Origin of the sequence: Lysobacter sp. Root604 (assembly GCF_001427505.1) — a bacterium.
Lineage (GTDB): Bacteria > Pseudomonadota > Gammaproteobacteria > Xanthomonadales > Xanthomonadaceae > Lysobacter.
Window position 1 is genome coordinate 1,873,962 of record NZ_LMGS01000001.1, and the last position, 13,341, is coordinate 1,887,302.

The 13,341-nt window shown below is 67.7% G+C and carries 13 protein-coding genes; 4 read left to right on the forward strand and 9 right to left on the reverse strand.

Features of this window, described 5'->3' with window-relative positions; translation table 11 throughout:
• Positions 1 to 50 precede the first annotated feature (50 nt).
• Together ASD69_RS08330 and ASD69_RS08335 are read right to left on the reverse strand one after the other, a co-directional pair.
• Positions 51 to 1,280, reverse strand: a complete 1,230-nt coding sequence (locus tag ASD69_RS08330) for a WG repeat-containing protein (RefSeq protein WP_056176261.1) — start codon at positions 1,278 to 1,280, stop codon at positions 51 to 53.
• 95 nt (positions 1,281 to 1,375) lie between these two features.
• Entirely contained in the window at positions 1,376 to 2,086 is a 711-nt protein-coding gene (locus ASD69_RS08335) for an rRNA pseudouridine synthase (RefSeq protein ID WP_056176264.1), read from the reverse strand.
• Positions 2,087 to 2,181: 95 nt separating this feature from the next.
• On the opposite strand from ASD69_RS08335, the gene ASD69_RS08340 reads away from it, so the two are divergent.
• Both ASD69_RS08340 and ASD69_RS08345 read left to right on the forward strand, forming a co-directional pair.
• The gene (locus tag ASD69_RS08340) at positions 2,182 to 3,039 is read left to right on the forward strand and encodes a PA4780 family RIO1-like protein kinase (protein ID WP_056176267.1); all 858 of its coding nucleotides are present in this window, start codon (positions 2,182 to 2,184) and stop codon (positions 3,037 to 3,039) included.
• Between the two features lie 511 nt (positions 3,040 to 3,550).
• A complete protein-coding gene (locus ASD69_RS08345) occupies positions 3,551 to 4,759 on the forward strand; it encodes a S1 family peptidase (protein ID WP_057159676.1) in 1,209 nt (402 codons plus the stop codon).
• Positions 4,760 to 5,122: 363 nt separating this feature from the next.
• Here the strand turns inward: ASD69_RS08345 and ASD69_RS08355 are convergent, their stop codons facing one another.
• From ASD69_RS08355 to ASD69_RS08375, 5 genes are all read right to left on the reverse strand, one after another.
• Positions 5,123 to 5,578 carry a BLUF domain-containing protein gene (locus ASD69_RS08355; protein ID WP_056176275.1) on the reverse strand — a complete coding sequence of 152 codons (456 nt, stop codon included), beginning with the start codon at positions 5,576 to 5,578 and terminating at the stop codon, positions 5,123 to 5,125.
• A gap of 119 nt (positions 5,579 to 5,697) precedes the next feature.
• On the reverse strand, positions 5,698 to 6,012 hold the full coding sequence (locus ASD69_RS08360) for a hypothetical protein (RefSeq protein WP_056176278.1): 315 nt from the start codon (positions 6,010 to 6,012) through the stop codon (positions 5,698 to 5,700).
• Between the two features lie 79 nt (positions 6,013 to 6,091).
• Positions 6,092 to 6,640 carry a hypothetical protein gene (locus ASD69_RS08365; protein WP_157499085.1) on the reverse strand — a complete coding sequence of 183 codons (549 nt, stop codon included), beginning with the start codon at positions 6,638 to 6,640 and terminating at the stop codon, positions 6,092 to 6,094.
• Positions 6,641 to 6,668: 28 nt separating this feature from the next.
• Positions 6,669 to 7,202, reverse strand: a complete 534-nt coding sequence (locus ASD69_RS08370) for a hypothetical protein (protein ID WP_157499086.1) — start codon at positions 7,200 to 7,202, stop codon at positions 6,669 to 6,671.
• A 131-nt stretch (positions 7,203 to 7,333) separates the two neighbouring features.
• Positions 7,334 to 8,665 (reverse strand): DEAD/DEAH box helicase, encoded by a 1,332-nt coding sequence (locus ASD69_RS08375; protein WP_056176287.1) that lies wholly within the window; start codon positions 8,663 to 8,665, stop codon positions 7,334 to 7,336.
• Positions 8,666 to 9,494: 829 nt separating this feature from the next.
• Here ASD69_RS08375 and ASD69_RS08380 point away from each other — a divergent pair.
• Positions 9,495 to 9,851 (forward strand): DoxX family protein, encoded by a 357-nt coding sequence (locus ASD69_RS08380; RefSeq protein WP_056176290.1) that lies wholly within the window; start codon positions 9,495 to 9,497, stop codon positions 9,849 to 9,851.
• A gap of 13 nt (positions 9,852 to 9,864) precedes the next feature.
• Positions 9,865 to 11,055: a low temperature requirement protein A gene (locus ASD69_RS08385; RefSeq protein ID WP_056176293.1), complete on the forward strand. Its 1,191-nt coding sequence runs from the start codon at positions 9,865 to 9,867 to the stop codon at positions 11,053 to 11,055.
• A gap of 104 nt (positions 11,056 to 11,159) precedes the next feature.
• Here the strand turns inward: ASD69_RS08385 and ASD69_RS08390 are convergent, their stop codons facing one another.
• On the reverse strand, positions 11,160 to 12,533 hold the full coding sequence (locus ASD69_RS08390; RefSeq protein WP_056176296.1) for an MBL fold metallo-hydrolase: 1,374 nt from the start codon (positions 12,531 to 12,533) through the stop codon (positions 11,160 to 11,162).
• Between the two features lie 123 nt (positions 12,534 to 12,656).
• A partial coding sequence (locus tag ASD69_RS22205) for a hypothetical protein (RefSeq protein WP_056176299.1) occupies positions 12,657 to 13,341 on the reverse strand: 685 nt, incomplete at its 5' end.

Consider the following 13,341-nt stretch of genomic DNA (forward strand, 5'->3'; position numbering starts at 1 on the left):
TCGGCTCGGCCGCAGCTCGGGTCGCAACTCACTGCCGATGCTCCGCGGGCTCAACCTCCATAACGGGGATAGCTCGCGGGGAAGGCGACCGGGCCGCGCTGTCGCCGCTTGCCCGCGTCGCGCTTGGTGGTGGCCTTGGCGCAGTCGCGCGCGGCCCGTTCCGTGCCCGGCGGATCGGCGGCGTCGATGCAGACTGTGCGGCCAGCAACGACCATCAGGGCCTGCCCGCCGCCGTAGTCCTTGATCTGGTCGTACTTGAATTCCGTCAGCGGACGTCCGTCGGCATCGAGCAGGGCGATGCGCTGCGCACGCCAGACCGCGGTGAGTCCGCTCAGGTCCCAGGTGTCGTTGATATCGCTCTGGTCGTACACCCGCTTGCCATGCGTATCGAACAACTCCAGCCGATAACGTTCGTCGTTGGCCTTGCGCCACTGCATCCGTTCGTACTGATTGAGCGCTTCCGGCTCCGGATTGAGCAAGCTGCTGTAGCCCACCGTGCGCCCGTAGTAGCTTCCGCCTAGCCTGGTCATACGCAGGCCAGTGATGAAATTGACGGTGAAGCTCTTGTACTCCTGCTCGGACACTCGGACCCAACCATGGTCGAGGCCATCGACCGCGTAGCCCGGCGAAATCTCGTAGTACTCGATCGGCAGCACGACCCGCCCCTGGGCATCGAGCATGCCGCGGCGAACCTTTCTCGGCTCTCCCGGCCGAGCGATATCGCGCTGCACCTGATACCAGGAGACGTCCGGGCGCAGCTTCGTCCTGACTCCGACGATGTTGAGGTACTCGAACGGGATGACGGTCTTTCCGTCCTGGCCGATGACGCCGTAGAGATCGTCCCTGAAATCCCCGCCCGAGGGCCGGATGGTCGCGATCGCCTGGCCGTTGACGAAGTGCAGCTCATCCTCGAACACGGTGGCCGATACTTCATTGCCCTGCCGATCGAAGTGGCGCACGCTCTGCAAGCCGATAGCGCTCAGGCCCTGATCGCCCAGATCGGTGATGTGCTGATAGCCGATCGGGATCACGACGAGCTTGCGTCGGTCCACCACGCCGTAGGCCGCATCGCCCTTGCGGTCGATGCGTACCAGATACAGCCCGTCGCCGAGCGTCGCGACTTTGTGATGCGAGGGCGCGCGCTGTCCGCGCTCCACGATGGCGGTCGCCTTGGGCTCCGGCATCTCCTTGCCGGTCATGGCCTGGTAGTAGCGGACGGGCGCGCACGCCGTCAGCGAAAAAAGCGCAACGATTGCGGCGATCCTGGCCAGCTTGCTCATAGGCCTGATGTTTGCATGCTCAGGCGCCCGCGCGAAAGAACTTCACGCGATCGCGTTGCCGGCCATTGCAACAGCGGGCATCTCCCCGCGACGCCTCAGAAACGCTCGCCGACCGGCAGATAGCGCCACTCGCCCAGCGGCATCTTGCTCAAGGAAATGCGGCCGATGCGCAGACGCTTGCTGGACACCACCTGCAAACCGACTTGCGCGCACATGTGCCGCAGCTGCCCACCCATCACGTTCTTGATCGCGAAGCGCAGCCGGTTCTCGTTCGCCCAGCTGACCTTGCACGGCGCCAGCGGACGGCCGCGGTATTCCAGGCCCTGCGCCAACCGCTTCAAGCCGTAGGGGCCGAGCTCGCCGCTCACCTCGACCACGAACTCCTGCTCGATCTGGGGGTAGTCCTCGGTCAGGCGGCGCCAGGTGCGGCCGTCCTGGCTCAGCACCACCAGGCCGGAGGCCTCGGCGTCGATCGGCATCAGCGGGGTCAGGTTGTGGAAATGGCGCTTGAGCAGGCGCACCCCGGACAGATCGCCCTCGGCGTGCGTCGCCGCCAGGGCCAGGCCGGGCGTGTCCTTGAAGTCCATGCCGGCCGGCTTGTGCAGCAGCATCGTCGCCGGCTCGGCCGGCTCCAGCCGCGCCTGAGGATCCAACTCGACCCGTTGGCTCGAGATCGGCGCTTGCGGCTCTTCCACCACCTCGCCGTCGACCAGGACCCAACCGCCCTCGATGTACTGCTGGGCCTGCGCACGCGAACAGCCCGTCAATTCTGCGACACGTTTATCTAGACGTAGGGGCTCGGACATGGAAAAAGTCGGCGGGGAAGGCGTTAAGTGTAAAGATACGCCGGTGCCCGGTGGAAAACCCCTCTTCACCGGACCGATTGCGCTCATAGGACTAGATGAAGACTCCCTCCGGCTTGCAGGCGCTGATCGACGACGGCGTGATCGATGAAGTGATGCGCCCGCTGAAAAGCGGCAAGGAAGCCGCGGTCTACGTGGTCCGCTGCGGCAGCGAAGTGCGCTGCGCCAAGGTCTACAAGGACATGGCCCAGCGCAGCTTCCAGCAACGCGTGCAGTACCAGGAAGGCCGCAAGGTGCGCGGCAGCCGCGAGGCGCGCGCGATCGGCAAGGCCACCAAGTACGGGCGCAAGCAACAGGAAACCGCCTGGAAGAACACCGAGGTCGACGCGCTGTACCAGTTGCGCGACGCCGGCGTGCGCGTGCCCGAACCCTACGGCTACTTCCACGGCGTGCTGGTGATGGAGCTGGTCACCGACGCCGACGGCCACTCCGCACCGCGCCTGGGCGAGGTCGAACTGGCGCCGGACCAGGCCCGCGGCTTCCACCGCTTCCTGGTCCGCCAGGTAGTGAAGATGCTGTGTGTGGGTCTGATCCACGGCGACCTGTCCGAATACAACGTGCTGGTCGCGCCGGACGGCCCGGTCATCATCGACTTCCCCCAGGTCGTCAGCGCCGCCGGCAACAACGCCGCGCGCGCGATGCTGCTGCGCGACGTCAACAACCTCACCGCCAGCCTGGGCGCCTGGGCGCCGGAGCTGCTGGACACCTGGTACGCCGAGGAAATGTGGGCCCTGTTCGAGGCCGGCGAGCTGCACCCCGACAGCGAACTCACCGGCACCTTCGTGCACGACGAATCGACCGTCGACCTGGGCAGCGTGCGCGACGCGATCAACGACGCGCGCGAGGAAGCCTTGATCCGGCAGCAGGGGCGCGAAGCGGCGGCCGCGGAAGAGTGAGTGTCGGCGCGCCGTGCGCGCGCACCATCGCGATGCCGGCCGTTGGCGAGACGTGTCGCGGTTCGAGCGGGCTCCGACGGGGCGCCCCACGCGGCAAACCGGCACACACGAGCCTGGCTGCTCGCATGCGCGGTTCCGACTCGCGCATACAGCCCCATGACCGTCGCGAAGACCAGCCGAACCGAGCAACGCGATGCGGCACGCCGATGACGCCCGGGTCGGCGTGCCGATCCGAAGCCGAAGCCAATCCGCATAATTTCAAGCGCCATTCGAGTGCCTGACTGCATTCATTAGCCGCGCAATTGGCACAAATAGCGCGTTCATACTTCTGAACCAAGGAAGGCATCGCCCACCCGGCGCAATGAGTGGGGGTGATCGCCTCGTGTGACGTTCTATCCCTTGCGGCACGACCAAGCGCTGCGCCCCCCCGCACGCCCACGACCCAGCGCCTGAGCCAGACCCGCCGCAACCGTTGTACGCATCCTTCTCTTTAGCTAAGGAGCTTTCGGATATGCGCAAGTTCAGTATGTCGGTTATCGCTGCGACCGCAGCCATGTTGGTTTCCGGTGCGGCCCTCGCCGCCGACGACCTCGCCCCCGCGTTGAAGTCGGCCATGCAGCGCGACTTGGGACTCTCCGGTGCCCAGCTGGCCCAGTACCTCAAGGCCGAACGCTTGGCCGGGCAACAGGAAAAGTCCGCCGAGAGGCAGCTCGGCCGCAACTTCGCCGGCGCCTGGCTGGAGCGCAAGGCCGATGGCTCGTTCGGCTTCGTGGCCGCCAGCACCTCGGCCAAGGGCAAGGTCGCCGGCGTCGAAACGCGGCAGGCCCGTTACAGCCTGGCCGCGCTGAATTCGGCCAAGGGCCAGCTCGACAGCCAGCTCGCCCGCAACGCCCGCGCGCCCAAGGGCGTGTACAGCTGGGCGGTGGATGTGCCCAGCAACAGCGTGGTGTTGGGCGTCGCGCCGGGCGCGGAAGAGGCGGCCGTCGATTTCGTCGCCCGCAGCGGCATCGACGCGAGCACCGTGCGCTTCGAAACCCTCAACGAAGCCCCGCAGCGCCGCATCGCGATACAAGGCGGTCGCGGCTACCTGCGCGATCCCGGCGACGGCTACGTGTACGCCTGCTCGGTCGGCTTCACCGTGACCCAGGGCAGCTCCCCGGGCTTCGCGACAGCCGGCCACTGCGGCACCACCGGCGAGGTCGTCTATCACGAAGTCTCGCAGTGGACGCCGGGCGTGAGGATCGGGTCCTTCGCCGCCTCCACCATGCCCAACGGCAATCAGACCGGTCCCGACCGCGGCTGGGTCAAGGTGGATAGCACGCACACGCTGTCGCCCAGCGTGTACGGCTACGGCAGCGGCGACGTCAACGTGCGTGGCAGCACCGAAGCCGCCGTCGGTGCGGCGCTGTGCCGTTCCGGCCGTACCAGCGGCTGGCGTTGCGGCGCGATCCGCAGCAAGAACATGACCGTGTCCTATGTGGACGACGCGGGCAATCCGGACGGAACGGTGACCGGCCTTACCCAAACCACCGCTTGCGCGGAAGGCGGCGACTCCGGCGGTTCCTTCATCACCGGCGTCGGCCAGGCCCAAGGCGTGCTGTCGGGCGGTAGCGGCAGCTGCAAGGGCCGTCAGGGCCGGACCGGCGGCGGCAACAGCTATTTCACGCCGATCAACTCCATCCTCAGCAGCTACTCGCTGACCCTGCGTACCAGCCCCTGATCCAAGGGCGCAGGTACCGACTCGAGCGCCCCGGTTCTCCGGGGCGCTTTTTTCTGCGCGCGCGGGCCACCGAGCGGGCGCGCTCGACTCCGTCATCCGTCGCATGCTCTGTTATCTCCAGTGCCTGTGCCTGGCGCCAAGGCGCCACGCCGATCGACAGCGGCGCCTCGAGCGCGACGGACAACGCTACGACATAGTCAGCGACGTCCTACGCGGCGAATCGGCGGTCGCCCCGGGCGGTGTGCGCGACGCGATCAACGGCGCGTACGAGGGCGCAGAGACGGGGCGCGGCGGGAAGACCGACAGCGTGCGCCGACAGGGCCAGAACCGCGTCAAGGACGCCCCATCGCGTGGCCGCGCAGGCTAGGACGAAACCGACAGGCCGCCCGGCTGCTCCGCCAGCCATTTGCTCCAGTGGTACAGCGCCAGCCCCACACCTTCGGAGGCCTTATCGCTGGCGCGGGTGATCGGCATCGCCTCGATCCAGGCTGCATTCGACAGTTCCTGCAAGGTGCTCTCCGGCGCCTGGCAGAAGCCCATGTGCCAACGCTCGAATTGCCGTTGCGCCACGGGGCCGTGCAAGAGTTCGATCAGCTCCCGATGCCCACGCGCGTTACGGATGCGCTCGTAGACCTGATTCAGGCCGGCCGCCTCGCCTTCGATGTACTGGAAGAAGCGCCCATCGTGATGGAACAGCACGCCGGTCACGCCCACCGCGGCGTTGAACACGCGCGCATCCACCAGCAGCGCGTCGAGTTCCGCGGAAGACAGCCGCCGCGTGGCGGAGCTGCGATAAGCGATGGCGACAAGATCGGTCATGCGATTACCCTAGCACGCGCCAGTCGGGGCCTGCGCTCGACCGCAGCCTTCGCACGGTGGCGCCGGCCGTGCTCGAACCGACTGGCCGAATATGAACGTCCGCGCGATCCGGGCCGCCCTCACAGCGCCGCCTGCTGCAGCAACTTCGCCACCTCCAGGGCCTGCGCCTTGGTCAGCCGGAACGGCACCATGCTGATCGCCAGCGGCGCCTTGGACACCACCGACAGCGCCACGAAGCCCTGACCGTCGGAGTCCTCCATGCGGATCACGTTGAACGTCTGCGAGGTGAACGCGCCTCCGGTCAATTCGACCTTGCCTACTTCGCGCTTGATGGTGCCGCCCAGCAGCGCGCCGGTCAGGCTGCCGCTGCGCACGTAGCGAAAAATGAAATAGGCCACGACGCCGAGAAACAGGATGGGAAACAGGTAGTCCATTCGAGCCTCGTTCTTGGAGGGTCTTCCGCGATTGCGGCAACCAGCGATGCATCGCCGCCATCGCAACCGATCGATGCGTCTAGCGACTCCGCAACCCGGCACCGATACGCAAGGCGTCGATGGTGTTGGCTTGGAAACGCAGCGCTTTCACTTTCATATCCGGCTGAGTGGTACGTCCGACGAACAGCACCGCGGGCGTGCGCTTTTGCCCGGGCATCGGGTCGACATTGCCGTCTATGACGATGGTGTGGTCGAAGGTCGCCTGAAACGACTTGCCGTCGGGCGCCAGGACGATGTCATGGACGTCCCAGGCATAACCCCAGAACAGCTGACCCGGTCGCGTCGGGTCCTGCATGGCCGGGTGGAAATCGACGATACGCCGATAGCCGCCCTTGCGGTCGCGCCGGTAGAAGGAATAGTCGATCCCGTCCTCGAAACCGTAGGCGATCACGCGCAGGCTGGGATCGGCTTCGAGCTTCCACTCGTAGCACATGCCGTCGCCGGGATTGGCGCAAAAACCCGAGTTCGCGGGCACCGGCGTCATCGCGCGGGGGGCGGCGATCGCTGGGGTACACAAGGCGCCGCACAACGCCAGTGGGATCGAAACTACCGAAGTCAGGAATCTCATCACACTGTTCCAATGCCTAGTATCGAGACTAGGGTGTCAATCGCAGTTGTGGGTGGGGCCACTTCTCACCCTGCGCACGCAAGTCCAGTGTCGCCTTGTAGTCCCGCTCGCCGAAATAGGCCGTCACCTCGACACGCTGTGGCAGCAGCTCCGAGTCTTGCGGCTCAAACCACATCCGGCAGTTCGCGTAGAGCTCCGCCTCTTTAGGCAGCAACGCCAGTTCGCGCTCCTGGCAGCTCACGTCCATCGCAAAAGTGAAACGGCCCTTGTCGTGATCCCAAAACGAGTAGTTGCCCGAGAGGAATACCATACGGCCCTGAGCCAGTCGGAAGGAATACGCCTCGTGTTTGCGCCCCTTACCGACCATGAATTCGCAGTCGAACCCTTCGCCTGCACGGTCGCACCGCAACTCGGTATAAGTGCCGTCGCGATAGGTATGCCGCACGCTCTTGGGGATCTTAGCGATGGCCGCTGCCGCAAACGCCGGCGCGACGAGACTGAGCGAAAGAGCTACGCACGCAATCGCGCGTAACGACCAGCGAGTGATCTGGCCTACGTCCAATCGTCCCCCCATAACTTTCCCCAAAACCATCTACGCCCCGGCCATCCTAGCGTCCGACCGGTGGATCTTGTCCAGTCGCCCAAAGAAAAAGGCCGGCAATGCCGGCCTTTTTCATCGACGCTGCGAAACGCTTACGCGCCTTCGCGACGCTGGCCGCTGCCCGAACCCGTGCGGCCGCCGCTGCGGTGCTGCGGACCGGCGTGGGCGTGGCGCGGGGCCGGCTTGCCGTGCGGACGGTGGGCCGGCTTGCGCGGGCCGTTGTTGCCGCCCGGACGCTGGCCGCCGGGGCGACGCGCGCCCGGAGCGTCCGAACCCATGCGGATCGGACGGCTCGGCTCGAAGCCTTCGACCGTGACCATCTGGATGTCGTCCTTGAGGATGCGCTGGATCTGGCGCAGCAGGCCGCCTTCGTCCGGCGACACCAGCGACAGGGCTTCGCCGGTCGCGCCGTTGCGGCCGGTGCGGCCGATGCGGTGCACGTAGTCCTCGGCCACCATCGGCAGGTCGAAGTTGATCACCAGCGGCAGGCTGGGGATGTCCAGACCGCGCGCGGCGACGTCGGTGGCGACCAGCACGCGGGCCTTGTTGGCCTTGAAGTCGCGCAGGGCTTTCTGGCGCTGGGCCTGGCTCTTGTTGCCGTGGATGGCGACGGCCTTGAAGCCGGCGTCTTCCAACTGTTCGGCCAGGCGGTTGCAGCCGTGCTTGGTGCGGCCGAACACCAGCACCTGGTCGGTGCTGCGCTCGGCGAGGATGCGCACCAGCAGATCGCGCTTGCGGCCGCCGTCGACCGGATGCGCCTTGTGGGCGATGGTGTCGGCGATGGTGTTGTTGGCCGCGACCTGGACCTGCTGCGGCTCGCGCATGAACTCCAGCGCGAGCTTCTTGATCTCGGCTTCGAACGTGGCCGAGAACAGCATGGTCTGGCGCTGCGGCGGCACGCGGCCGAGGATGCGCTTGATCGCGGGCAGGAAGCCCATGTCGAGCATGCGGTCGGCTTCGTCCAGGACCAGGATTTCGATCGCGTCGAGCTTGGCGGTGCCGCGCTCCATGTGATCGATCAGGCGGCCCGGGGTGGCGACCAGCACGTCGACGCCGCGACGCAGCATGTCGACCTGCGGACCCATGCCGGCGCCGCCGTAGATCGAGCAGATGCTCAGACGCAGGTGCTTGGCGTAGCTGCGCAGGCTGTCGTTGACCTGCACCGCGAGTTCGCGGGTCGGCACCAGCACCAGCGCGCGCGGCTTGCGCGGGCCGTTGCTGCCGGTGAGCTTGGACAGGCGGTTGAGCAGCGGCAGGCCGAACGCGGCGGTCTTGCCGGTACCGGTCTGGGCGCCGCCCAGCAGGTCGTGACCGGCCATGGCCAGCGGAATCGCTTCGGCCTGGATCGGGGTCGGGGTGTTGTAATTCTGCTCGACGAGCGCGCGCAGCAACGCGGGCGCAAGCCCGAGGGATTCAAACGTCATGTGGAACTCCAAGTACTGATGATCCGCGGACCGAAGTCGCGGAGTCACTCGGAGCGTTCCCTAAAACCGCGCTGCGAGTAATCGAAATGACGGTGCCGGATGCTCCGGACCGTGTCGGCGCTACGAAAGACGTGCGGGATAAAGCCGATCGCCTAAGAGCAGTGGACTCTTGCGATGCGGCGGGCAACCTGGGAAACGTACCCCTTGCGGGGAGGCAGCCGTGCGCTGAACAGGCGGCATGCTACGCGAAAGCCCGCCTGTGCGCTAGCGCTAAATTCTTGTCGGGACAGGAAAAACCCGCCCTGGGAGACGCGGGAGCCCGTGCACGGCGGCACAACCGGTTCGTACCTGAACGAAAGGCTTGCCTGTCCCTGCCTCGCCGACGAAGCCTAGGCGCCGGCGCCGCCCCTCCTATCTGGTCGGCAACCGCAGGCCTGCAGCCGGCGCTACGGCACGATGCCTTGGGCGCCATCGTGACCGCGCGCTCCGGTCTGTCACGGCTGCGGCGCAAACCGGCGCCCTACCCCTAGCCCGCTCCGCGGAACGGGCTGAGCCGCGACGATCTGTTCCTAGCCGCGTGGGCAGCGACCGCAGTGGCGACGAGAGCGCCGCCGCTCTGGTCGATCGCAGGGTATGCATGATCCGGCCAGTCCTTCGTCGTCGACCCAGCCCGCGGATCAGGGCCGCCAGGAGCATCGCGCCGTGCGGGGTCGTGCCCGTGCAGGGTCATGCAGGATTGCGCGCGGGCTGGTAGAAAGGGGCGTAGCCGCGCGTCCGCCGGGCGCACGGCGCGGCAATGCCGGATCCACCGCAGCCTGGGGAGCGGGCCATGGACAATCGCAGTCTCGCCACCACCGCACGCACGCTGATCGCGAGCGTCTTCATCGTCATGGGCCTGTACCGCCTGCTCACGGCCTGGGGCGGCGCGGCGATGCCGGTCGCGAGTCTGGTCTTCAGCGCGGTCGAACTGGTGCTGGGCCTGCTGATCGCCAGCGGCTGGAAGCTGCGCTGGACGGCCGGCCTGGCCGCCTTGCTGATGGCGGTGGACGCGGCGATGTCGCACCCGTTCTGGAGCCTGTCCGGCGTTGAGCGCGGCGCCCAGCTGCTGCACTTCATGAAGAACGTGGGCCTGATCGGCGGCCTGTTGCTGCTGATCGCGCACGCCGGCCACCCGCCGCGACGTTGAGCCGGACCGCAGCATGAGCACCGTCGTCCGTTCCCTACTGCGCAACCGCAACACCAACGGGCACGGTCGCGTGACCATGGTCGAGCTGTTCTTCGACCTGGTGTTCGTGTTCGCGGTGACCCAGCTTTCGCACACGCTGCTCGCGCACCTGAGCCTGCTCGGCGCGCTGCAGACCTTGCTGCTGTTTCTGGCGGTGTGGTGGGTGTGGATCTACACCTCCTGGTGCACCAACTGGCTGGATCCGGATACCGCGCCGGTACGGCTGTTGCTGTTCGCCCTGATGCTGGGCGGGCTGCTGCTGTCCAGCGCGCTGCCGGAGGCCTTCGGCGAGCGCGGCCTGCTGTTCGCCGCGGCCTACGCCGCGATGCAGGTCGGACGCACGCTGTTCATGGTGGTCGCGCTGCGCGGCGTGCATCCGACCTTGTGCCGCAATTTCCTGCGCATCGCGGTGTGGCTGATGGTGTCGGGCGCGCTGTGGATCGCCGGCGGCCTGGCCGACGGCGAAGCGCGCTTCGCCTGGTGGGCGGGCGCGCTGCTGATCGAGTTCTTCGGGCCGGTCGCATTCTTCTGGGTGCCGGGCCTGGGTCGTTCGAGCATCGGCGACTGGGACGTGGACGGCGGCCACCTGGCCGAGCGCTGCGGCTTGTTCGTGATCATCGCGCTGGGCGAATCGATCCTGGTCACCGGCGCGACATTCGCCGGGCTGCCGCTGGACGCCAGCCACACGGCCGCCTTCGTGATCGCCTTCGTCGGCAGCGTGGCGATGTGGTGGCTGTATTTCGACAGCGGCGCCGAACGCGCCAGCCATCGCATCGCCCATGCCGCCGACCCCGGACGGCAGGCGCGCATGGCCTACACCTACCTGCATCTGCTGATCGTGGCCGGCATCATCGTCTGCGCGGTCGCCGACGAAATCGTGCTGATGCATCCGGGCCATGCCGACAACGCCGGCATCGCCGCGATCCTCGGCGGCCCCGCGCTCTACCTGCTAGGCAACGCGTTGTTCAAGTGGACGACGAACGACCGCCGGACGCCGCCCTTGTCGCATCTGGCGGGTTTGGTTCTGCTGCTGGCGACAGCGCTGGCGGCGCGGCCGCTGCATCTGTCGGCGCTGGCGCTGGGCGGCGCCACCACCGCGATCCTGGTGCTGGTGGCCGCATGGGAGTGGCTGGCGCTGCGGCGCGTGGCGCGACCGGCGCACTGAGCGCGGGCGCCGGCGTTTGCGAGAGACCTGGCGCAGGCGCGGGACGCTCGAAAAAGCCCGGACGCGGCCCCGACTGACCGGCAGGCGGACCTGCGCTTGCGCGATCAGACGTCCAGGCTCATGCCCGGCCGCACCAGCACCGGGGTGACGCCGTAACGTTCGCCGACTTCGCCCGCCAGCGCCTCGCGCGCCTTGTCCTCGCCGTGCACCAGCGCCAGCGGCGGATGACCGGCGATCGCGCCGTACCACTCCATCAAACCGTGCTGATCGGTATGCGCCGAGAGGCCGCCGACGGTATGACGCTGGGCGTTGACGCGCACGTCGCGACCGTGGATGCGCGCCCACCGGGCGCCGTCGACCAGACGCCGGCCGAGGGTGCCTTCGGCCTGATAACCGACGAACACCACCCGCGTCTCGCGCCGCTCCAGGCGTTGCCGGAAGTGATGCAGGATGCGGCCGGCGTTGGCCATGCCGGAGCCGGCGATCACGATCGCGCCGCGCTCGATGCGGTTGATCGCCATCGAATCCTCGGTCGACTCGGTCAGACGCAGATTCGGCAAGCTGAAGGGATTGGGCCGGTCGCGCCAGACCTGTTGCGCGTCCTGGTCGAACAGATCGGTGTGGCGGTCGTAAACGCCGACCACCTTGGCCGCCATCGGGCTGTCGAGGAAGATCCGCCAGCGCGCCATCTGCCACTCGTCCCAATGCTTGGCGAACCAGTACAGCAGCTCCTGGCTGCGCCCGACCGCGAACGCCGGAATCAGCACGTTGCCGCCGTCGCGCCAGGTCTCCTCGAGGATGCGCCCGAGTTCGCGGATGGTCTCGGCGCGGTCGCGGTGCAGGCGGTCGCCGTAGGTCGATTCCATCAGCACCAGGTCGGCGCTGTCGATGCGCGCCGGATCGCGCAGGATCGGCGTGCCCTTGGGCCCGAGATCGCCGGAGAACACCAGCTTGCGCCCCTCGGCATACACCTCGACCGCGGACGAACCCAGGATATGCCCGGCCTCGCGGAACGCGATCTCGACGCCGGGCAGGATCTGGCTGCGCTGGTCGTAGGGCAGCGGGCGTACCCGCGCCATCGCGGCCTCGACATCGGCCTGGGTGTACAGCGGCACCGCTTCGGGCTCGTCGTCGCGGCGGCGGCGGTTGCTGCGCTCGGCCTCGCTCTGCGCGATGTGGGCCGAATCCAGCAGCATGATCCGCATCAAGTCGGCGGTCGCGGCCTGGGCATGGATCTGGCCGCGGAAGCCGCGTTGGACCAGCAGCGGCACGCGGCCGATATGGTCGATGTGCGCATGGCTGATCACCAGCGCGTCGAGCGCGGCCACATCGAACGGAAACGGATCGGCGTTGCGGCGCTCGGCCTCGGGACTGCCCTGGGTCATGCCGCAGTCCAGCAGCAGGCGCCGGCCGGCGGCCTCGACCTCGTGCAGCGAGCCGGTGACCTCGCCGGCGGCTCCGTGGAAATGCACTTTCATCGCGATGCTCCGAGGGCGGGGCCGTAGCGGCCGTAGTCCGCACCTTCGCGCATGCGCGCGGGCTCCACAAGACCGAAGGCCCGCGCGAGGCGGGCCTTCGGGGCAAAGCGGACCGGCGTGGACTCAGCGGCCCGGGACTCGGCAGCAGCGAGCGGTCGCGGTGACCGTTCCGGCCGAGGCACTGTCGTTGACCATGTTGCAATGCGAGGTCCAGCTACCCGCCACGCGCATGCCGAAGATCGAAGGACGGCACTGCGTTTCGACCGCCGTATAGCCTGCGGGGCAGCTGCCCGCGAAGGCGTTGCCGGCCGCGCCAGCGGCGAGATTGAGCACCGTGCCGTCGACTTCGACGCACTGCAGCGCGGTCGCCTGCGGATTGATGAAGTAGCCGATGATGTCGCCGACCAGGTGGGTCTGGGCGAACGAGTACACGCTCAGCTCATTGGCCGAAGCGCCCTGATCCAGCGCGACCGTGGCGAGGTTGCCGCGGATGTCGCCGCCGCCGTAGTTCACCGTCGCCGCCAGCGGCTGGGTGGTGCCGAACGGGAAGGCGGTGATGTAGCCCGCGGCCGACGGCGTGACGGTGGTGAAGTTGATCACCGCCGCGGCGAACGAGCCGGCCGCGCCAACGCCGTTGCAGTTGCTGGCGGCGCCGCCCTGGAAGCTATAGTCGGAGACCGCGGTGACGTCGAAGCTGCGCACGGTGTTGGCCGCGATCGCGCCGCCGGCCAGGCGGGTGTCGAACAAGCGGCAGGGCGAGATCGGCACGAACACCAGATCGGTGGCGGCGTCGCCCAGCGCGTTCGGC